The sequence below is a fragment of the Nonomuraea sp. NPDC003709 genome, from assembly GCF_040610775.1.
Lineage (GTDB): Bacteria > Actinomycetota > Actinomycetes > Streptosporangiales > Streptosporangiaceae > Nonomuraea > Nonomuraea angiospora_A.
In genome coordinates this window covers 194,823-214,887 of sequence record NZ_JBEXMW010000017.1, presented here as the reverse complement: position 1 = coordinate 214,887, position 20,065 = coordinate 194,823, and the positions used below count along the sequence as shown (strand labels likewise).

12 protein-coding genes are annotated in these 20,065 nt (G+C 74.8%); 3 read left to right on the top strand and 9 right to left on the bottom strand.

The window, feature by feature from the left end; genetic code table 11:
- Positions 1-4 precede the first annotated feature (4 nt).
- The 5 genes from ABZX61_RS41800 to ABZX61_RS41780 all read right to left on the bottom strand — a co-directional run bounded on the left by ABZX61_RS41800 (position 5) and on the right by ABZX61_RS41780 (position 12,410).
- Entirely contained in the window at positions 5-1,975 is a 1,971-nt protein-coding gene (locus ABZX61_RS41800; protein WP_355202473.1) for an SWIM zinc finger family protein, read from the bottom strand.
- Entirely contained in the window at positions 1,972-5,526 is a 3,555-nt protein-coding gene (locus ABZX61_RS41795) for a DUF5682 family protein (protein WP_355202471.1), read from the bottom strand. Before ABZX61_RS41795 ends, ABZX61_RS41800 begins: the two co-directional genes overlap by 4 nt.
- Entirely contained in the window at positions 5,523-6,653 is a 1,131-nt protein-coding gene (locus ABZX61_RS41790; protein ID WP_350732152.1) for an AAA family ATPase, read from the bottom strand. Before ABZX61_RS41790 ends, ABZX61_RS41795 begins: the two co-directional genes overlap by 4 nt.
- Before the next feature lie 73 nt (positions 6,654-6,726).
- A complete protein-coding gene (locus ABZX61_RS41785) occupies positions 6,727-11,547 on the bottom strand; it encodes a DNA-binding protein (protein ID WP_355202468.1) in 4,821 nt (1,606 codons plus the stop codon).
- Positions 11,544-12,410 carry a DUF4132 domain-containing protein gene (locus ABZX61_RS41780; RefSeq protein ID WP_355202465.1) on the bottom strand — a complete coding sequence of 289 codons (867 nt, stop codon included), beginning with the start codon at positions 12,408-12,410 and terminating at the stop codon, positions 11,544-11,546. Before ABZX61_RS41780 ends, ABZX61_RS41785 begins: the two co-directional genes overlap by 4 nt.
- Before the next feature lie 209 nt (positions 12,411-12,619).
- On the opposite strand from ABZX61_RS41780, the gene ABZX61_RS41775 reads away from it, so the two are divergent.
- Complete coding sequence (locus tag ABZX61_RS41775) at positions 12,620-13,477, top strand: hypothetical protein (protein ID WP_355202462.1); 858 nt, start codon at positions 12,620-12,622, stop codon at positions 13,475-13,477.
- A 20-nt stretch (positions 13,478-13,497) separates the two neighbouring features.
- Positions 13,498-14,334, top strand: a complete 837-nt coding sequence (locus ABZX61_RS41770; RefSeq protein WP_355202459.1) for an NAD(P)H-binding protein — start codon at positions 13,498-13,500, stop codon at positions 14,332-14,334.
- Here ABZX61_RS41770 and ABZX61_RS41765 read toward each other — a convergent pair.
- From ABZX61_RS41765 to ABZX61_RS41750, 4 genes are read right to left on the bottom strand one after another with little or no spacing between them, the layout of a single operon-like run.
- Positions 14,331-15,986, bottom strand: a complete 1,656-nt coding sequence (locus ABZX61_RS41765; RefSeq protein WP_355202456.1) for a thiamine pyrophosphate-binding protein — start codon at positions 15,984-15,986, stop codon at positions 14,331-14,333. The genes ABZX61_RS41770 and ABZX61_RS41765 overlap by 4 nt on opposite strands.
- Before the next feature lie 16 nt (positions 15,987-16,002).
- Positions 16,003-16,764: an amino acid ABC transporter ATP-binding protein gene (locus ABZX61_RS41760; RefSeq protein WP_355202453.1), complete on the bottom strand. Its 762-nt coding sequence runs from the start codon at positions 16,762-16,764 to the stop codon at positions 16,003-16,005.
- Positions 16,761-17,579: an amino acid ABC transporter permease gene (locus tag ABZX61_RS41755; protein ID WP_350732165.1), complete on the bottom strand. Its 819-nt coding sequence runs from the start codon at positions 17,577-17,579 to the stop codon at positions 16,761-16,763. The genes ABZX61_RS41760 and ABZX61_RS41755 overlap by 4 nt, the downstream gene beginning before the upstream one ends.
- Positions 17,576-18,469: an ABC transporter substrate-binding protein gene (locus ABZX61_RS41750; protein WP_355202451.1), complete on the bottom strand. Its 894-nt coding sequence runs from the start codon at positions 18,467-18,469 to the stop codon at positions 17,576-17,578. Before ABZX61_RS41750 ends, ABZX61_RS41755 begins: the two co-directional genes overlap by 4 nt.
- 106 nt (positions 18,470-18,575) lie before the next feature.
- Between ABZX61_RS41750 and ABZX61_RS41745 the strand changes: the two genes are divergently transcribed.
- A complete protein-coding gene (locus ABZX61_RS41745) occupies positions 18,576-20,030 on the top strand; it encodes a PucR family transcriptional regulator (protein ID WP_355202449.1) in 1,455 nt (484 codons plus the stop codon).
- The last annotated feature ends 35 nt before the right edge of the window (positions 20,031-20,065 follow it).

The following is a 20,065-nucleotide window of genomic DNA, read 5'->3' as shown; positions in this document are numbered from 1 at the left end:
TCGGTCAGAGGGCCTCCTCGGGCTGCCAGGAGGCGTGGATCATGGCCCGTTCCGTGGCGGCGAGATGGGTGGCGGCGGCCACCCACGCCCACGCGTACCGGTCTGGCCCCGTGTCCGTCAACCGCCCGAACACGTCACGGCTCCGGCGGTCCGCCTCGGCGGTCAACCCCGTGACCAGGTCGGCGGCGGCCTGGAACCCGGCGCTGCGCAGCTGGGCGTACGACTCGCCGTTGCGGGCCGACTCGGCCACCGCCCGCCTCCCGCCGGACACGGCCAGCTCGACCAGCCTGCGCACCCGCCAGAGCGGCGCGCCGGCCACCGGGTCCACCTCGTCGCCGGCCGGGGGCGGCGGGCAGGCGTCCTGGGGCGGGAGGTGGGCTCCCTGGAGCCGGTCGTACCCGAGGTCGGCGTGCCCCTGCCATTCGGGAGGCAGGCGCAGCGTCGCCTCGGTGCCGGGAACCGGACCGACCGCCAGCGGGAGCAGCGTCGCCACCCGGTCCGGCTCCACCCGGCCCACCACCCGTACGAGCAGGCCCGGACGGGAGGCGAGGCGCCGCAGATTGTCGACATGGGCCAGCTCGGGATGGTGACTGGCCGGGACGAGCCGGATCAGCGGACCGTGGCCCCGCACGTCACCCCCGGAGTCGGGCAGCACCGCGCGGGCCAGTACGTGGTCGCCTGCCGCGCCGACGATGACCAGGTCGCAGCCGACCGGTTCACGGGCCTGTTCCGCCGTGTCCGACTCGCTCCAGGCGTGACCGGAGAGCCGGGCGCCCGCCGCCTCCGCCAGCGGCCGGGCGAACAGGGCCGCCATCGGCCCCTCCGTCCACGGCATGCCGGAGACGGGGGTGGCCCGTACGCCCTTGCCCGCTCCGAGGCGCCCGTCCGGGGAGACGGTGGCGCCGACGATCAGCAGCCCGGCACGGGAGAGCTGGGAGTGGTTCAGCATGGCGGGGCCGATGGCGACGGGCGCGGTGGCGGCTCCACGGGCACGGGCCGATCCGCCCGGCTTGACGTCGGCCACCGAATACCAGTGGCCGTCCTCCGCGACCACGTGCGTCACCACACCGCCATACCCGGTGGCGCTGATCACCGGCTCCCTGAACACCCCGTACACCTTCAGGCTCCCGCCCGGCTGGTAGTTGCGCCGTACGGTGCCGGCCAGCGCCGGGTCGGGGTCCGCCCCGGCCAGCCGGCCCGCGGTGAGCAGCAGCTCGCGCAGGGCGGAGACCAGGTCGGCGAGGCGGTGGCCGTCGTGGCGGGCGCGGGCGGCGCGCAGCCCCCGCACCACCCGCAGCGCGGCGGCCTCCGCTCCCGGCAATCCCGCGAGGCGGGCGGTGTGCGCGGCCCTCAGCAACTCGGCCTGGGGCACCGCGCCGGCGGCGGGCACCCCGGCGGACAGCACGGCGGCGGCAGCGGCCCACAGCGCGGTCGCGGCGGCCACCTGCGCCGCCGTAGGCCCCGTCGCCTCGTCTGCCCCCTCGGCTCCATCGTCAGGTGCCGCGCCTGTGCCGTCGCTCTCCGGCTCCGCGGCCGTCTGCGCGCCGTCGGATCCGGCGAGCGCGGGTTCGGCATCGGAGGAGTCGCGGGAGGCGGCCTCCTCTCCGCCGGTGAGCGCGTCCCCGATCGGGCAGGCGCTCAGTACGGCCGCACGATGCAGACAGCGCGGCGCCAGCAGGCAACTGCACGACGCCTGGTCACCGTCGGCGATCACCCCGGACGGCCCCGGCGAGAGCGTGACGACCGCGTCCTCGCCGCAGGCGATCCGCATGCCCTCGCCGCCGGCCGTGACGGGCAGGGCGGCGTACTGTTCGATCGCCGCGTCCAGCTTCTTGCGCAGCCGCGAGGTCAGGCTCTCGACGGCGGCGGCCACCACCTCCGGGGTCACCGGCGGCAGCGGCCCGCCACCACCGGGAGGGCCGGACGGGACCGTCTCCGGAGCGGTTTCGGGAGTGGTTGACGTGGAGGGGTTCACCGGTGTTCTCCGCGGAGGCGGTCGCCCACCCATCGGGCGAGGGCGAGCGGGCTGAGCGCGGCCACGGGCATCCCGGCCGCGACGAGTTGCTGGGCGACGGGGATCGAGTAGCGGGGTACGCCGTCGTCGTCCAGGGCGGCGCATCCCATCAGGTGCACGCCGGAGCCGGCCAGCGCGCGCACCTCGGCGAGCAGGCCGCCGATCGGGTAGCCCTCCTCGAAGTCGCTGACCACCACGACGAGCGTGCGGCTCGGGACCGTGACCAGCGTACGGGCCTGGGCGAGCCCGGCGGCGATGTGCGTGCCGCCGCCGACCCGTACCTCCAGCAGGAGGGACAGCGGGTCGCTGACCCGGTCGGTCAGGTCGATCACCTGCGTGGAGAACGACAGGAAGTGCGTGGACAGCGTCGGCACCCCCGCCAGCACGGCGGCCGTCAGCGCCGACCAGATCACCGACGCCTCCATGGAGCCGGAGACGTCCACCACCAGGATCAGCCGCCAGTCGGCCTCCCGGCGCGAACGCGTGCTGAACACCGGCCGCTCCGGCACCACCACGAGCCGGCCGTCGTCCAGGCGGCGCGTGTGCGCCAGGTTGGCCCGCAGGGTGCGCGGCAGGTCCAGCTTGCCGCCGGGTCGGCGGGTCGGGCGCGGCGTGGCGACCCCGGTCATGGCGGGCCGCAGGCGGGTGGCGAGCTCGCGGGTCAGCTCGTCCACCAGGCGGCGTACGAGCGGGCGCAGCTTGGCCACCTGCTGCTCCGGCAGGCCGCCCGCCAGGGACAGCACGGAGGTCAGCAGGTCCACGGACGGCCGGACGGAGGCGGGGTCGAGTTCGGTCAGCACGTCGTGGCGGCCGGCGTCGGCGGCGCGGGCCAGGACCTCCTCGCGTACCTCGGTGCCGAACAGCGCCTCCAGCTCCTCCGACCACTCGCGTGCCGTGGGGAACGGCGCCTCCTTGCCGCCCCCGTCCCCCGGGGCGGGCCCGAAGTCGTTGGCGCCTTCACCGCGACCCGACCCGTACAGCTCGTCCAGGGCGCGGGCGTACGAGCGGGCGTTCGGGGGCAGGTTTTCTGACTCCCGGCCGAGCAGCAACCGCCACCGGTCCGCGGGCCTCAGCCTGCGGTGGATGTCGGTCACGGGAACGGCGACCGCCTCCGGCTCCTCCGAGGTTCCGGCCTGCGGTTCATCCGCCGGTGCCGGGGTGCTCTCGATGGGGATGGGGAGCCGGAGCGCGCGCAGGGCCTCCAGTCCGGCCGCGTCGGCGGCGGTCCAGAGGGCCAGCAGCGCCGGCGGAGCGTGCAGGGCCACGTCGAGCCGGTCGCCGAGCCGTTCGGACACCACCCCCAGCAGCCGGGCGCGCCCGGCCGGGCTGAGCGTGTCGAACCCGCCACGCAACGCCGGCAGCCGGTCCAGGAACTCCTTGTCCGTGAGCCCGTCCACCCGGTTCATGAGCGGGTCGAGCGCCGCCGGGGCCGACTGGAGCAGCGGCCCGGCGGCCGTGAGCACGCCGGTCAGCAGCCGGGCCAGCCGCAGGCGGCCGTCGGGGCCAGTGGCGGTGTCGATCCAGCCGGCCGCCCGGTCTCCGAGCGAGGCCGGGCCGTCCAGGTCCAGCAGCACGCGGGCGGCCAGCGCCGCCCCCTGCATGAGGGGCGAGGCCGTACGCGCGAGCACCGCCAGAGCGTCGTCCATCCGCAGGCCCAGGCGCTCCTCGCCGGCCCGGGAGGCGAGGGCGACCAGGGCGACCGCGTCCTCCGGCTGATCGCTGCCCGCCAGCCCCGGCAGGGCGCGTACCGCCGCCTCCAGGAGGGTGCCGGACAGCTCTCCGGCCTGCTCGCGGCCCTCCGGCGTGGTGCCGGGCAGGTGCCGGCGGCGCAGGGCCTCCATCAGGTCGAGGGCCTGGAGCAGCTCGGCGAGGCTCGCGGTGGCGGGCAGCGTGACGGCGGCGTCGGCGAGGCGGTCGGCCACCAGGTCGGGCAGGTCGCAGCCGGCCGCGGCGCGCAGGCCGCCGAGGATGAGCGCGCAGGTCGGGCCGCCGTCCGCCGACTCGCGGCGGTACGTCTCCCGCAGCGTCCCGGCCGCGGCCTGGGCGAGCGTCACACCGCGTACGCCCGCCAGGTCCAGCAGGGCCGGGACCGCAGGGGTCCAGGCCAGCCGCCACCTGGTGGTGAGCGCGGCTCCGTCGCCCGTGCCCATCACTTCGATCGGCTCGCCGTAGTTGACGCCGCAGACGAGGAGGCGCTGGAGAGCGACCTCGCGGCGGGCGTCGAGGTCGGAGCGGAGCGGATCGAGACGTACCTCACGAGGTTCGGGGTTGTCGGGACACGGGAGACGCAGAGCGGCGAGATCGGCCTCCACGGCGGGGCCGAGCCCGGAACGCGGCGTGCCGGGCGCGGTCCTGCCCCGCTGGGTGCCGACGAACACGGTGTCCAGCGCCCGCGCCAGAGCACGTCCCCGGCCGAGCGGCTCGCCCTGGCCGAGCACGGTCGTCACCGCCTCCAGCAGCTCGCCGCGCCCAGGGGCGGGCAGGCCGCGCAGGCCGGCCAGGTCGCAGGCGAGCCGCAGCGTCTCGACGGCCTCGCCGGTGCCCGCGGTGTGCCCGGCCGAGCGCAGCTCCCGGCACAGGTCCGTGATGGCGCGCGCGGCGCCGTCCCGGACCTTCCCGGGATCGCCTCCGGCCGCGAACACGGCCTGCTGCCAGCGCGGGTCCCGGATGCCGGCCGGGTAGCCGGACCGGGAGTCGAGCAGGTCGAACGCGTACGGCACGAGCGAGGTCACGGGCACCGGCCCGGCCCCGTCAGCCGGCCCCACGGCGGGGCCGGTGGCCTCGTCGGAGGGCAGGCGGAGCGCGGGCGCGTGGAAGGCGCCGATCACCGCCGCGACCCGGCGGCCACCGGCCGCGGCGACCGCGAGGACGCGGCGCATGTGGTCCTCGCGGGCCAGGTCCATCGCGGGCACGCCGCCCGCGGTCTCCGCGTCGCGGCGCAGGGCCCAGCCGACGCCGAGGGCGGCGCGGCGGACGGCCTCGGGTTCGCAGCCGGGGGCGAGGACCTCGACGGCGCGGTCCCACATGTCGTCGCCGTCACGCCCGCTGCCGGCCCTGGCCAGCCCCTCGGCGAAGGAGACACCACGCGGGCCCGCCTCCTCGGCGAGGGGAGCCGGCGCGGTGGCGTCCCAGCCGCGGTCGGACAGCGGGAGGTCGCAGCAGACCACCTCCGCCCCGCGCTTCCAGGCCCACCGGATTGCCACCAGCTCGGGCGAGAAGTCGGCGAACGGGTAGAACCCGAGCCCGCCGTCGACCCGGGCCCCCGCGAGCGCCACCGGGGCCTGCGTCCCCGGGTCGGCCAGGTGCGCGAGCCAGGGCTGGAAGTCCGCCGGCAGCTCGACGCAGACCACCTCGGGGTCGGCGGCGTCCAGCAGCGCGGGCAGCACCACGGCCAGGGCGGGGCTGTGGTGCCGCACCCCCAGCAGGTACGGCCGCGACGAGGCCGCCAGCTCGGCGACCGCCTCCCGGGGATCCGGATCCGGGGCGGGCGGATTGAGGCTCTGAGCGGTCAACGGAGGTTCTCCCGCAGGTCCCACAGGCGGCGCCACATCGCCGACCCGTCCTCCGCGCGCCTGCGCACCGGCCCGTCCCAGTAGCCCAGCAGCCGCCCGTGATCCGCGGGGTCGTCCTTGCGCACGACCCCCAGCAGGTGACCGGGCACCAGGTCCAGCACGTCGCCGGTGGGCAGGTACGCCGCCGCCACCCCCAGCGAGGCCGCCACCTGCACGGCCTCGGCCGTGGACATGACGGTGCCGGGGCGTTCGACGTCCCAGCCTTCGGTGGAGCGGCCGGAGCGCAGGTCGCGGAAGACGGTGACCAGCGCGTCGAGCACGGCGTCGTCCACCCCGAAGGTCGCGCCGGCGCGCTCGACGACGGCCGTGGCCTGGCGGCGTACCAGGGAGACCTCGGCGTCGGCGTCGGAGATGGGGCCGACGGTCTCGAAGTTGAAGCGCCGCTTGAGGGCGGCCGACATCTCCGAGACGCCGCGGTCGCGCAGGTTGGCCGTGGCGATGACGGTGAACCCGGACGCCGCCGCGACCTGCGCGTCCTCGGTCCCGGCCAGCTCGGGCACGCTGACCCGCCGGTCGGACAGGATCGACACGAGCGCGTCCTGGACCTCGGGCAGGCAGCGGGTGATCTCCTCCACCCGGGCGACGCGGCCGGAGCGCATGGCGGTCAGCACGGGCGAGTCGACGAGCGCGGTCCGGCTGGGGCCCTGGGCGAGGAGCAGGGCGTAGTTCCAGCCGTAGCGGAAGGCGTCCTCGGTCGTGCCGGCGGTGCCCTGGACGGTGAGCGCGCTGGTGCCGCACACGGCGGCGGCCAGCAGCTCCGAGAGCATCGACTTGGCGGTGCCGGGCTCGCCGACCAGGAGCAGGCCGCGCTCGCCGGCGAGGGTGACGACGCAGCGTTCGACGAGGGCCCGTTCGCCGACGAACTTGGGCGCGATCTTCATCCGGCCGTCCAGCGTCTCGTCGCCGCTGCCGCAGATGAAGGTGACGACCGCGCGCGGGGTCAGCGCCCAGCCGGGCGGGCGGGGGCCGGAGTCGTGGGCGGCGAGGAAGGCGAGTTCGGCGGCGTGGCGCTCCTCGGCGGGCAGCACCTGCCGGGCCGAGGGGGCGCGATCTTCGGTCAAGGTCATGAGAAGAGAAGTCCTCTGAGTCATCGGTGGATGGAATGGGCGCGCCCCGCAGAAGGGCGCGCCCCGAGCAGGGTCAGCGGCGGCGTCCGCGCTTCACCTTCAGCTCCTCGAAGCGCGGCGCGTCGCCGTCCCGCACCCGTCCCCAGGCCCTGGCGTACAGGTCGGCGGCGGGTTCGGCGGGCACGAGCGGCACCCCGGTCGACTCCGTCACGTCGAACATCGCGAGCTTCCACTGCTCCAGCGGCAGCCGCGGCGCGCTCTGCGACGTCCACCCGCCGGGCAGGAACAGCGACCGCCCCGCCCGCTCGCGGGTGGCCCGCACGACCAGGTCGGTGTCGGCCAGCTCGGCGTGGGCCGACTTGAGCCGGGCGGGCTTCCAGCCGGTCCACCGCGCCGTGTTCCGGTCGGCCGGGTCGGGCATGGCCAGCAGCATGAGGTACGCGGTCGCGGCGTCCTCGCCCAGCCCGAACTCCTTGGCCACCTCGACGACCAGGTGGGGCACGGACCGGCTGGGGTCCTGCGGCCACCAGGTGCCGTCGGCCCCGCGTTCCCCGGCGAGCGGGTCCCCGGGGTCGGCCAGCAGGGCCTCGAAGCGCGGGCCGCGGACGGTCCGCAGCGCGTCCATGGCCGGGAACGACCCCTCCGAGCCGATGAGGGCCCGCAGGTAGGGGTCGTCGCCGGCCTCGTCCAGGAGCGACACGCGGACGGCGGGCGCGGGCCGGTCGTCGTGGGTGGCCATGAGGACGGCGCCGTACCTTTCGTACCCCTCGCCGGTCTCGGTGGGCGTGCCGGCCGCCTTGCGGAAGGCGGGCAGGTCGACGTACCGGCCGAGGTCCAGCAGCAGGCCGGGGGCGGCCAGCCGGTCGCGGACGGCGGCCAGCGCGCCGGGCAGCGCGGCCCTGATCGGGTCGCCCGCGGGCAGCCGGTGCGCGAGCCAGCGCGACATCACGATGGCCGTGTGCAGGGTGTCGGCCGTGAAGCCGGTGGCGTTGCCGTCGGCGGGGTGGGCGCGGTCGCCCCGGATGGCCCAGGCCAGGTCGCGGCCGAGCTCGGGCTCGCCGGCCGGGTCGATGAGGGCGCGCAGCGCGCGGCCGGTGTCCCAGCCGGTCCTGACCGTGCGGGACGCCTCGCCGAGCAGCCATTCGGGCACGGCCGTCTGGTGGCCGATCCTGTCGTTCCAGACGGCCGCCGCGGCGGCCACATCGGGACCGTCGCTCCAGAGCCGGGCGGGCTCCTGAGGCAGCAGCGCGGCGACGACCGCCCGCCGGATCCCCGCGCCGATCTTGCGCAGCTCGTCGCGGGCGATGGCGGCGTCGGCCACCTTCACGCCGATCGTGGTGCGGGTCTCCTTGGCGAGGAAGGAGTGCTCGTACGAGTCGACGGACGGCAGGCCCGCCACGACCAGCCGGGCCATCGTCAGGGAGACGCCGGTGAGCCGGACGAACTCCTCGGCCGCCTCCGGCCGCCAGGGCGCGGGCCCGCGTTCGGCCAGCTCGGCGCGGAACGCCTCCAGCCACCCCTGCGGCCGATCCACGCCGACCGGGCCGGAGGAGCTCAGCGTGTACGGCTGGGGCACGGCGAACCGCCCGGACGGGTCGTGGAACAGCGCCGTCCACCGGGTCGCGGAGTCGTCGGGCGAGTCGTGGCCGAAGAGCACCAGGAACGCGCCGCCCTCCAGCGGCAGGCCCCCGAACCAGTTGCCCTCGCGCCACTCGCCGTCGGGCTTCTTCAGATACCGGTTGGGCAGGTGGACGGCGACGCGGCGCCACCGCGACGGGTCGGCCGTCGTGGGCAGCCCGGCCTCGGCCAGGGCCTGGAGCAGCCACTCCTGAGTGACGCGGTGCTCCTCCGCGATGGTCGCCGATCCGGTGCGGTAGGCCACCGCGGCCAGGTGGTCGAGCATCGGCTCCCAGTCCAGGCTGGAGTACGGCAGCTGCGGCCGGTCGATGTGGATGTGGCCCACCCCGGCCGGAGCCTCGTCCGCCAGCGCCTGGATCCTCCGGATCTGCTGGAAGGTCCCGTCGACTTCGTGGCGCCAGTAGTGGGAGGTGGAGATGTCCAGCCCGTTGAGCGCCTCCTGGAGCGCGTAGTCCGTGGGGCCCACCGGAGCCTGCTCGCGGTGTCCGCCGGCCAGGGCCTCGGTGAGCCTGGCGGCGACGGCGTCCAGCGAGGCCTGCTGCGCGCCGGCGAACCGCACGATCCCGGCGATGCCCGCCACCAGCCCGTCATGGCTGACCTGGGGCAGCAGCTCCCGGATCCGCGCCGGCAGGTCCTCCTCAGGGGCCGCGGCCAGCAGCTGCGAAGCGGTGTCCGGGCCGAGCTCGCGCAGGGCGGCCGACCCCTCGGGGTCCCTCGCCCGCAGGTGGTGCCAGTAGCGCAGCGGCGGCAGGATGATCGTGCCCTCGCCGAACGCGCCGGGAGCGGCGTCGGTCTTGGCGGTGGAGACGCGCACGCCTTCGGCATCGACCAGTTCGACCCGGTAGCTCCCCTTGAGGACGGCCACGGGCCGGTCGGTGCCGGGGAAGGTCAGGATGCGCGCCGGCTTGCCGCCGTCGGGCGGGAGGGTGATCGCGCGGCCGGACAGGTCCTCGCCGCGCAGCGAACCGTCGGGCAGCCGCGTCACCCGCCAGCCGAGCAGCCCGCCCACGGGCACGGCACTCGGGGTCGCCTCCTCGGACGGGGCGGGCAGCAGCCAGCCCCCGTGCAACGTCGTGCCCGCGGGGATGTCGGTGAGGAAGGCGGGCATGCTCTTCCTGCCGTGCTCCCCGCTGACCGGGTCGTACTCGTGCCAGCCGAGGGTGTCGTGGTCGGACCCGTCCCAGGTCCACACCCAGTAGGAGGTGCCGTCGGTGATCACGGACCGTTCGAGGGGGACGGTGGTGTCGCCGGGGTGCACCACGCCGAGCCCGGTGGTGCGCCCGCCGCCGGGCAGCGCCAGGGTGACCGCGTCGTCGCCGCGGTACCAGTCCATGCGCGTGCCCCGGGTGCTGCCGCTCTGGCTCTCGACGGCGTGGACGCGGTCGGCGGAGGTGTGCCAATAGCCGCGGTAGGCGTAGTCGGCGGTGCGGGACTGCCAGTAGACGAACAGGTCGCCGTCGACGTAGTGGTAGCCGAGGTCGTTATACGTGTCGTTGGGCGGGACGCGCAGGTCGTGGGTGAGCACGGCGCCCTCGCGATCGAGCACGCGGACCTGCCGGGACCCCGCCGCGATCAAATACGGCCAGGCGTCGGCGACCACGATGTCGTCGACGTCCTTCCTCGGTACGAGGGTCGCGGCGGCCTCGTCCCAGGCCGGCCAGCCCAGCTCGTCGAAGATCCCGGTCCGCAGCGTACGGGCGAGCACGGGGGAGACGTCGGCCGCGGCGGCCTGGCGTACCTCGTCCTCGGCCAGGACCAGGGCCTCGCCCGGCAGCCAGGACAGCCGCCGCAGCGCCTCGGGCAGCTCGGGCAGCCCGGCGGACGTCGACCGCGCGCAGACCTTGCGCACCCACTCGGCCAGCATCGGCCGGCTGCCGTCGGAGGCGGCCAGCAGGCGGACGGCGCGCAGCCCGTCGGAGTCGCCGGTGAACGTGTCGGCAGAGCGCTGGAAGGCCGCCGTGAACCGGCCGTCGGCGGCCAGCGCGGCCAGGTCGCGCTGCCCCTCGCCCTTCGCCCAGTGCTCCAGCCGCAGGTAGTCGCCCTCACCGGGGTCGGCCACGGGCAGGCCGAGCGCGAGGAACAGGTCGAGCAGATCGACGTCGTACGAGTCCGTCAGCCGGGTCGTGGTGCCGGCGAGCTCGGCGCGCAGCCGGTCGGCGGCCCGCTCGACGAGCGTGTAGAGGACCGGCAGCCGCGGCGGCAGGCCATAGGTGGCGTTGCGGGTGGTGAGGAAGCGCCGGAGCCAGCCCGACGCGCCGTCCTCCGGCGCCTGGCCCGAGACGAGCTCGTCGACGGCGCCCGCCGCCTCGAGGACGTCCAGCCACACACCGGGCACGTCGTTGTCGTGGCTCTGCGGCATGACGGCGAGCAGCGTCGCGCGCACCTCGGGCTCGCGCGCGCCCAGCGCCCCGATCGCCGCGCGATGGGCCTTCCACCAGCCGGTGGCGGCCCGCAGGGTGGCGGGCAGGGCGAGCAGCTCGCGCAGGTACGACTGCTCGGTCGCGTCGGCGTCCACGCCGGCCGCCCTGGCCAGGCGGCGCAGGTCGGTGGCCATCTGAGCGGAGGGGGGCATCCCGCCCGCGGTGCGCCGCACGCACAGCTGGGAGAAGCGGCGCAGCGCCTCGTCGGCGGACACCCGGGCGGCCAGCTCCTTGGCGTAACCGGACAGCACCTTGACCGGCAGCGCCCCCGCCAGCGCGAACTCCAGGAACACCGAGTCGAGCCGGTCCTCGTCGACCTCCAGCCCGTGCTCGGCCTCCGCCTTGCGGGCGCTGGAGAACATCTGGGAGGCGTAGGTGGCGTTCTCCACGCCGATGAACACCCGCCCGGCCTGCTCGTAGAACGTGGGCAGGAAGTGCGGCACGGACGCGCCGAGCCGGCGGGCCAGCTCGTGGTAGCCGTCGAGCGCGTTCTTGGGCTTGGACTTGGCCTGGCGGGAGATCCGCTCCAGCTCCGGGACGACGGCGAGCGCGTGCTGCCCGTCGCCGGGGTAGTGCACCAGCACCCACTCGGGGAAGCCGAGCGAACGCCTTAACCCGAGCCCGACCACCGCCGGCTCCCCGTCGGGCGCCAGGCCCAGGAACCCGGCGGCCAGGTCCTCGGCCGCGCCCAGCTCGCCCGCGACCAGGCGCACGACCACGCGGTCGTCGAGCACGGGGTGACGGTAGCGGCGGGCGGTCATGGGCACGGCGCCCTCGACCGCGCTCTCGGTGTCCGGCGGCAGGATCGCCCCCGCCTTCAACAGCTGCTCACTCATGCGTCCTTGCCCTCCTCGACCTTGCGCCCCGCGTACAGCGCCGCGGCCATCCGCATCCCCTCCGACCAGGCCACCGGGCCGACCTCACGCAGCGGCAGCGTCCTGCCGTCGAGGTCCTGCCAGGTCAGGCCGCCCGTGCTCACCTCGTCCTCCCAGTACGGCTCGCCGATCCAGACGCTCGCCTCGGTGATGGCCCCGGCGTCGCGGACCCGGCAGGTGGCGTAGCCGCCGGTGACCCGGTAGCCGAGCGTGGTGGCCCGCGCGGCCAAGCCGAAGCGGGAGTCGTACGTGCCGCCGGAGAACTCCGTCACGGTCGTCGCCCTGACGTCCAGGTCGGCGGGCTTGCGCCAGGTGGCGCGGTGGATCTGCTCGACCTTCTGGACCACGCCCAGCTCGGCGGCGAACTCCCGCAGGTCGTCGAGGTCGGGCAGCAGCACCGGGTGGGGCAGCGTCACCGTGCGCGGCGACAGCCGTACGGTCTCGCCGTCGAGGTTGACCACGCGCAGCTCGCCCGTCTCGGTGGCGTCGCGCAGGAAGCCCACCTCGTCGGGGTCGTCGCCGACCACGGCCAGGTCGCGCAGCGCCGACTGCCAGGCCTCGTCCGGCCACACCCGGGCCAGCAGCCCGGTCGGCACGGGCAGGGACGACACCATCCACAGGTCCGCCTGCGCCACGCATGCGACGGCGTGGCGGTCGAGCCACTCGGCGAAGCGGCGCAGCCGGTCCACCTCGGGGTGGTCACGCAACGCCTTCGGCAGCGATTTCAGCTGCCGTCCCGCCGATCGGCCGGAGGTGGCTCGCGCCGCCACCCGGCCCTCTATCAGGGCAACCTCGTACCCGTCGCCCGCTGCCAGCCAACCCAACGGTTCCCGCCTTCCAGACGCCCGAATCCGGGCATGAAACCTCGAATGAGCAGGGGTTTCCGTGCCCCTGCCGCTGTTGTTGCGCCGAACCTAGCGGCCCTGACCGACAAATGCGTGGATCTCGCGAATTATCGGGCAAGCGGTCTTGTCACGGTGCGGGCCGTGCCCGACGATCGTCGCGACGGGCGAGCGCGCGGGGGTGACGGTTCGTGGGCGGCAGGTCTTCGATCGTGATCGGCGGGCTGGCGGCGGCCCTGTCCCTGACGTCGTGCAGCGGCGACGGGCCTGCGGAAACGACCCCCTCCACGACGAGCTCCCCGTCCGCCGGCACGCCGTCCCCCAGTGCGCCGGTCGCCTGGGCGCAGGGCCTCTGCCTCGACGTCCGGGTGCCCAAACCGGACACCCAGGTCCCGGCGCCGGTCGACTGCACCCTGGCGACGGCCGGCGTGCGGATCATCCGGCTGGTGGCCCAGGGGGAGGGCGCCGCGAAGTGCCCGCCCGACTCCGACGGCTGGCTGGACGCCCCGGCGGGCTCCCGGACGGCCTGCCTGCGCAACCGCGTCGGCCCGCATCCCGGGGACCCCGGCAAGGGCGGCGGCGTCCTGAAGGCCGGCGACTGCACGCTCATCCAGGACGGCGACGTCCAGGAACGGGCCTGCTTCGACGCCCACGGCCCCGGCAGGATCCGCTCCTTCACCAGGACGAAGAAGGCGTGCGAGCGCAGGATCTGGTCGTACGCCTACAAGTGGAACGGCTCGTACGTCTGCGTCGGCCCCGGCGAGGACGCCACGGACGTCGGCCCCAGGTACGAGCCCGGCAGCTGCCTGACCGCGCCGAAGACCAAGAAGCGCAAGACCGTGTTCGGGACCGAGACGGCCATCGTCGGCGGCCTGAAGAAGACGCCGTGCAAGGGCGGAAAGGCGTGGGGGAAGGTGGTCGGGCACGTCAGCATCGAGTTCGAGTGCAAGCGCCCGGCCGACTACTCGGTGACGACCGACACCAGGAAGTACGGGCTGCTGCCCGGCCCCGACCCTTACCCGTCGGTCACCTGCATCCGGCGGTTGTGACCCCCCGATAGGCTGGCGGCATGATCTTAGTGACCGGCGCCACCGGCAACGTCGGCTCCGAACTCGTCGCCGCGCTGGCCTCGGCCGACCGGCCGGTCCGGGCGCTCGTCCGGGACCCGCGCCGCGCCGCCCTCCCGGCCGGCGCCGAGCCCGTGACCGGCGACCTCAACCGGCCGGAGAGCCTGGCCGGAGCGCTCGACGGCGCCCAGGGGCTGTTCCTCATGCCGGGCTACGCAGACATGCCCGGGCTGCTGGCCCTGGCCCGCGACGCCGGCGTGCGGCACGTCGTGCTCCTGTCCGGCGGCTCGGCCGCGCTGGAGGACCTCGGGAACGCCGTCTCCCGCTACATGACGCTCTCGGAGCGGGACGTGCGCGAGTCGGGTCTGGCCTGGACCTTCCTGCGGCCCAGGTCGTTCATGTCCAACGCGCTGCGCTGGCTCCCGCAGCTCGAGGCCGGCGACGTGGTGCGGGTGCCGTTCGCCGACGTGCCGGTCGCGGCCGTCGACCCGTACGACATCGCGGCCGTCGCGGCCCGCGCGCTGCTGAGCGGCGAGCACGAGGGCCGGATCCACGAGCTGACCGGCTCCCGCGCGCTGCTGCCCGCCGACCAGGTCGCCGTTCTCGCCCAGGTGCTGGGCCGGGACCTGCGGTGCGAAGGGCTGACGAACAGCCAGGCGCGCGCCGAGATGGAGGCGGGCATGCCGGTCGAGTACGTCGACGCCTTCTTCCAGTTCTTCGTGGACGGCACGCTCGACGAGACGACGGTCCACCCGACCGTGGAGGACGTGCTCGGACGGCCGCCGCGCACGTTCGAGCAGTGGGCGCGGGACCACGCGGACGCCTTCCGCAAGAGCTAACCCGCCAGGTGGGTGGGGGCGAACATGCGCAGGGTCGCGGGCAGCACGACGACGCTCGGCCCCGGGGTCCGCAGCGCCCGCGCGAGGTCGCTCTCCAGGTCCTCCGGAGTGGTGCGCCGGGCCGGGACGCCGAAGGCCGCCGCGAGGGCGGCGAAGTCCGGCCTGGCCAGCTCGGTCCCCGTGGCGGCGCCGAACGCGTCCGTCATGTACTCGCGGAGGATGCCGTAGCCGCCGTCGTCCACGATCAGCCAGGTCACGTCGAGCCGGTGCTGGTGCAGCGTGGCCAGCTCGGCCAGGCCGTACATGGCTCCTCCGTCGCCGCTGACCGCGAGCACCGGCCCGCCGGTGGCGGCGGCCGCGCCGAGCGCGGCGGGCAGCGCGTAGCCGAGCCCGCCCGCGCCCTGCGCCGACTCCATCGGCCGCGGCCAGGCGGACCAGGCCCAGTACGCCAGGATCGTCATGTCCCAGAAGCTCAGGGCCTGTTCCGGTAGCGCGCGGTCGATGGCCGCGAGCAGCGACCGTTCGAGCGCGAGGTCCTGCGCGTCCAGCCGCGCGGCGACGCGCCCGAGCACGTCGCGCACCGCCGACTGGACCGCCGGTTGGGCTCCCGGCCGGCCCGCTGCCCCGTCCCGGCCGGTACGCGCGCCCTTCACGGCCCGCGCCAGCTCCTCCAGCGCCGCCCGGGCGTCCGCGTGGACGGCCAGCGCCGGATGGTTGGACTCGAGCTTGCCGAGATCGGCCTCGATCTGCACGACCCGGCCCCGCGGCCGCATCGTGTGGTAGTTGCTGGACAGTTCCCCCAGCCCCGAGCCCACGACCAGCAGCACGTCGGCCTCCTCCAGGAACGCCGTCAGGTGCCGGTCCTCCAGCCACGACTGGAGCGACAGCGGGTGCTCCCAGGGGAAGGCGCCCTTCGCGCCGAACGTGGTGGCGACCGGCGCGTCCAGCTCCTGGGCCAGCTCCAGCAGGGCCGCCTGGGCGCCGGCGCGCACCACCCCGCCGCCGGCCAGGATCACCGGATTGGCCGCCCGTACCAGCAGGTCCGCCGCCGCGGCGACGAGCTCGGCCCCCGGGGCGAGCGGTCTCGGCGCCACCCGGAGCTCGGTCACCGCCGGGATCCCGGTCTCGGCGAGCAGCACGTCCTGCGGGATCTCCACCAGGACCGGGCCCGCGGGCGCGGTCAGCGCGAGCTCCCACGCCTCGGCCAGCGCCGGCGCGATCTGCCCGGCCGTCCGCACCACGTGGGCCGACTTCACGACGTCCCTGAAGGCCGCGGCCTGGTCCGGCAGCTCGTGCAGGTAGCCCTTGCGCCGCCCGCCCAGCCCGTCCGCGGGGATCTGGCTGCTGACGACCAGCACGGGGACGGCGGCCGCGCGGGACTCCATCAGCGCGGGGAGGGTGCCCAGCGCGCCCGGGCCGGTGGAGACCATGAAAGGCGTGACCGAGCCGGTCGCGCGGGCGTGGCCGTCGGCCGCGAAGGCGACGCTCAGCTCGGTACGGCACCCAACGTAGCGCAGGTCAGAGCGGCGCAGCGCGTCGAACAGGCCGAGCGCGTGCTGCCCCGGCTCGCCGAAGACCGTGGTGGCGCCGAGCGCGGCCAGTGACTCGACGACCAGGTCGCCGCCCGTCCGCACGGCTTGTCCCCGTGACATGGTCGGATCCTTTCCTCTACAGGACCTTGGCCAGGAAGGCCCTGGTCCGCTCGTGACTGGGCCGGGCGATCAGCTCGGCGGCCGGTCCCGCCTCGACGACCAGCCCGTCGTCCATGAAGACGACGTGGTCGGCGACCTCGCGGGCGAACCCGATCTCGTGCGTCACCACGACCATCGTCATCCCCGCTCCGGCCAGGTCCTTCATCACGTCGAGGACCTCGCCGACGAGTTCGGGGTCGAGCGCGCTGGTCGGCTCGTCGAACAGCATCAGCTTGGGCTTCATGGCCAGGGCCCGGGCGATGGCCACGCGCTGCTGCTGGCCCCCGGACAGCTGAGCGGGGAGGTGGCCGGCCCGCTCCTCCAGGCCGACCCGCCGCAGCAGGTCGAGCGCCTCCTGCCGGACGGCCTCGCGGGGGCGGCCGAGCACGTACACGGGCGCCTCCATGACGTTCTCCAGCGCGGTGCGGTGCGGGAAGAGGTTGAAGCGCTGGAACACCATGCCGATGTCCCGCCGCTGGTCGGCCACCTCGCGCGGGCGCATCTCGTACTTCTTGCCGCCGGAGCGGCGGTAGCCGACCAGGTGGCCGTCGACCCAGATCTCCCCGGCGTCGAGCCGTTCGAGGTGGTTGACGCAGCGCAGGAAGGTCGACTTGCCCGAGCCCGACGGGCCGAGCAGGCACACCACCTGGCCGGCGTGGACCGTCAGGTCGATGCCCTTGAGCACCTCGACCTTCCCGAAGCTCTTGCGCACGCCCCGCGCGCTGAGCAGTTCGTTCACGATCGGCCTCCGAACCGTCGTTCGAGCCGTGACTGGGCCAAGGTCAGCAGCGTGGTCAGGACGAGGTACCAGAGGCTGGCGACGATCAGCAGCGGGATCTGCTGGAAGTTGCGGCCGTAGATCAGCTGGGCGCTGGTCAGCAGGTCCGGGAGGCCGATGACCAGCACGAGGGAGGTGAGCTTGAGCATCGAGATCGTCTCGTTGGCGGTCGGCGGCACGATCACCCGGGCCGCCTGGGGCAGGATGACGCGCCGGTAGACCAGCGCCGGCCGCATGCCCAGCGCCTCGGCGGCCTCCCGCTGCCCGTGGTCGACCGAGCCGATGCCCGCTCTGACGATCTCGGCCATGTACGCCGCCTCGTTCAGCCCGAGGCCGAGGATGGCCGCGGTGAACGGGGTGATCAGCGCGTTGACCGGCGCGGAGAAGAACTCGGGGCCGAAGGGGACGCCGAGGCTGATCCGCGGCATCACGGCGCCCAGGAAGAACCAGAACAGCAGCTGGACCAGGATGGGCGTGCCGCGGAAGAGCCAGACGTAGGCGGCGGCGACCCAGCGCAGCAGCGGATTGTCCGACAGCCGCATGATCGCCAGCGCGGTGCCGAGCACGGCGCCCGCCAGCATGGCCAGCGCCGTCAGCTCGACCGTGAGCAGCAGCCCGCGCATGATCGACCGCTCGAAGAGGTAGCCGGCCACCAGGTCGGGCCGGAGCGCCGGGGTGGTCACCACGAAGCTGACCGCCATCGCGGCCAGCACCGCGAGCACCGCGGCGGCCACCCACCGGCCGGGCCGCCGCAGCGGCACGATCGGCTCGGTCATGCGCCCGCGTTGATCGCGGCGTCCTTGAACGCCTGCGCCTGCAGGTTCCACTTGGCCAGGAGCTGGTCGTAGGTCCCGTTCGCGATGAGCTTCTTCAGCGCGGCCTGAACGGCGTCACGCAACTGCGGCTTGCTCTTCGGGACCGGGATGCCGACGGGAAGCGGGTCGATCGCGCTCACCGCGACCTCGAACTGCTGCGGAGCCTGCTTCACGCTGTAGGCCAGGGTCAGGTCGAGCGCGGCGACCATGTCGGCCCGCCCGGACTGCAGGGCCTGTACGGCGCTCGCCTGGTCGGGGAAGGGGACCTTCTCCACGGCCGGTTTTCCGGCCTCGGCGCACTTCTTCGTGACGTCGTCCACGAGCAGGTCGCCGGTCGCGGCCTTCTCGACCGCGACCTTCCTGCCGCACATGTCGAGGGTCTCCTTGACGCCCTGCGGGTTGCCCTTGGCCACCATGAGCGCCGACCCGGACTTGAGGTAGTCGACGAAGTCCACCTGCTCCTGGCGTTCCTTCTTGTCGAGCATGCTGGTCAGGCCGAGGTCGTAGCGGCCCGCGTTGAGGCCGCCGATGATGCCGTCGAAGCTGACGTTCTCGAAGGTGAACTCCACGCCCAGCACCTCGCCGAGCGCCTTGCCGAGGTCGGCGTCGAACCCGAGCACGGTCTTGTTGTCGGTGTCGAAGAACTCCATGGGCGGGAAGGAGACGCCGGAGGCCACCCGTACCTTGCCGGCCTGCCGGATGTCGGCCGGGAGCAGCTGGGCGGCCGCCTCGTCCTTCGCGCCTGCCGCGATCTCGGTCTTGGGGGCGGCCGCCGTGGTGGTCTCCTCGGGCGCGGCGCAGCCGGTGAGGGCCAATCCGGTGAAGAGGGTGATGGCAAGTGCTCTTCTCATGTGGTGCCGTGCCTTCCCGAACAGGGGCGAATGACTACCGAGTGTGAAGGCCGTACCCCCAACCTTCAATCGGGGCAGCACTCAAGACCCGCCATATCCTTTGTGGGTGACCACAAAGGTGTCCGTGGAGGACCTGCTGCGCTCTCCCGCACTCCAGCTACGGCTCCTGGCCGGTGAGGCGGGGCTGGGGCGGTCGGTGTCGTGGGCGCACGTCAGCGAGCTCGACGACCCCACGCCGTGGCTGCTCGGCGCGGAGGTCATCATGACGACGGGGATCGCGATCCCGCGCCAGGCCGCCAGACAGCGCGCCTACCTGGAGCGGCTCGACGACGCGGGCGTGTCGGCGCTCGCCCTGTCGGCGCAGCTGCACGTGCCCCCGCTGCACGACGCGTTCATCCAGGCCGCCGAGGAGCGGGGGATGCCCGTGCTCGAGGTGCCGCTGGCCGTGCCGTTCATCGCGATCGCCCAGGAGGTGGCCGCGGCCGTGCAGGAGGACGCCAGGCAGCGCCTCGGCGCGCAGCTGCAGGTGTTCGGGGCGCTGCGCTGGCTGGCGGCCGAGGATCTCGACAGCGCGACGCTGTTCAAGCGGCTGGAGCGGCTGTCCGGATACGAGGTCTATCTGTGCACCCCGCAGGGGCGGCCGCTGCTGCCGGGGGTGCCGGTGCCCGACGTCGCGGTGCTGCCTTCCGAGCCGGAGGCGCCGCCCACCATCCCCGGCGGTTTCGTCCTGCCCGTGCCCGCGCCGGGAGGTCCGGCGGGCTTCCTCGTCGCCTTCGAGCGCCAGGGGGCCAGGCCCGCCGGGCTGGCCGTGGTGCAGCACATCGCCACGGTGGCCGCCCTGCAGGTGGCCATGGCCCGCAACGAGCGCGAGACGCTACGCCGCCAGGGCGCCGAGACCCTGTCCGAGCTGCTCCAGGACGTCCTCGACCCGGCCGCGGCGCGGCGGCGCCTGGTCAGGATGGGCATCCCCGTGGAGGCCGAGCTGGCCCTCCTCGTGATCAGGAACGTGCCCGACGAGGCCATCCACCGGGCGCTCGACGACGCGCCGCACCTGATGCTGCGCCGCGGCGACGACCGCTACGTGCTCGGCTCGCCCGCCCTCGGCCCGGCGATCGCCGCGCTGCCGGGCGTCGCGGCGGGCATGAGCAGGCCGTTCCCGCCGGGGGAGTCCATGCAGATCCCCAAGCGGGAGGCGGTGTGGGCGGCCTCCTCGGCGTCCGAGTCGGGGCGCGCGCTGATCCACTACGGCGACGACACCACCGGCCGGTGGCTGCCCGACGACCCGTGGGCACTCACCGCGCTGGTCGAGAACGTGCTCGGCGAGGCGCTCGCCTACGACTCCGCGCACGGGTCCCAGCTCCTGACGTCGGTGCGGACCTGGATGGAGCGTGACCGGCGCACCGAGGACGCCGCGACCGCGTTGCACATCCATCCCAACACCCTGGCCTACCGCCTGCGCAGGTTCGCCGAGCTGACGGGCCGCGACCTGACGTCCACCGCCGCGTTCGCGGAGGTCTGGCTGGCCCTGCGGGCGGGTCGCCAGCTCGGTCTCATGGACTGACGCCGCGACACCTTGGGAGGCCCGGCCCCGGGTGG

Excerpts from the sequence above, each read along its gene's own strand:
- ABZX61_RS41750 (WP_355202451.1), bottom strand. The coding sequence starts at position 18,469 with ATGAGAAGAGCACTTGCCATCACCCTCTTCACCGGATTGGCCCTCACC.
- ABZX61_RS41765 (WP_355202456.1), bottom strand. The coding sequence starts at position 15,986 with ATGTCACGGGGACAAGCCGTGCGGACGGGCGGCGACCTGGTCGTCGAG.
- ABZX61_RS41755 (WP_350732165.1), bottom strand. The coding sequence starts at position 17,579 with ATGACCGAGCCGATCGTGCCGCTGCGGCGGCCCGGCCGGTGGGTGGCC.
- ABZX61_RS41785 (WP_355202468.1), bottom strand. The coding sequence starts at position 11,547 with ATGAGTGAGCAGCTGTTGAAGGCGGGGGCGATCCTGCCGCCGGACACC.
- ABZX61_RS41790 (WP_350732152.1), bottom strand. The coding sequence starts at position 6,653 with ATGACCTTGACCGAAGATCGCGCCCCCTCGGCCCGGCAGGTGCTGCCC.
- ABZX61_RS41770 (WP_355202459.1), top strand. The coding sequence starts at position 13,498 with ATGATCTTAGTGACCGGCGCCACCGGCAACGTCGGCTCCGAACTCGTC.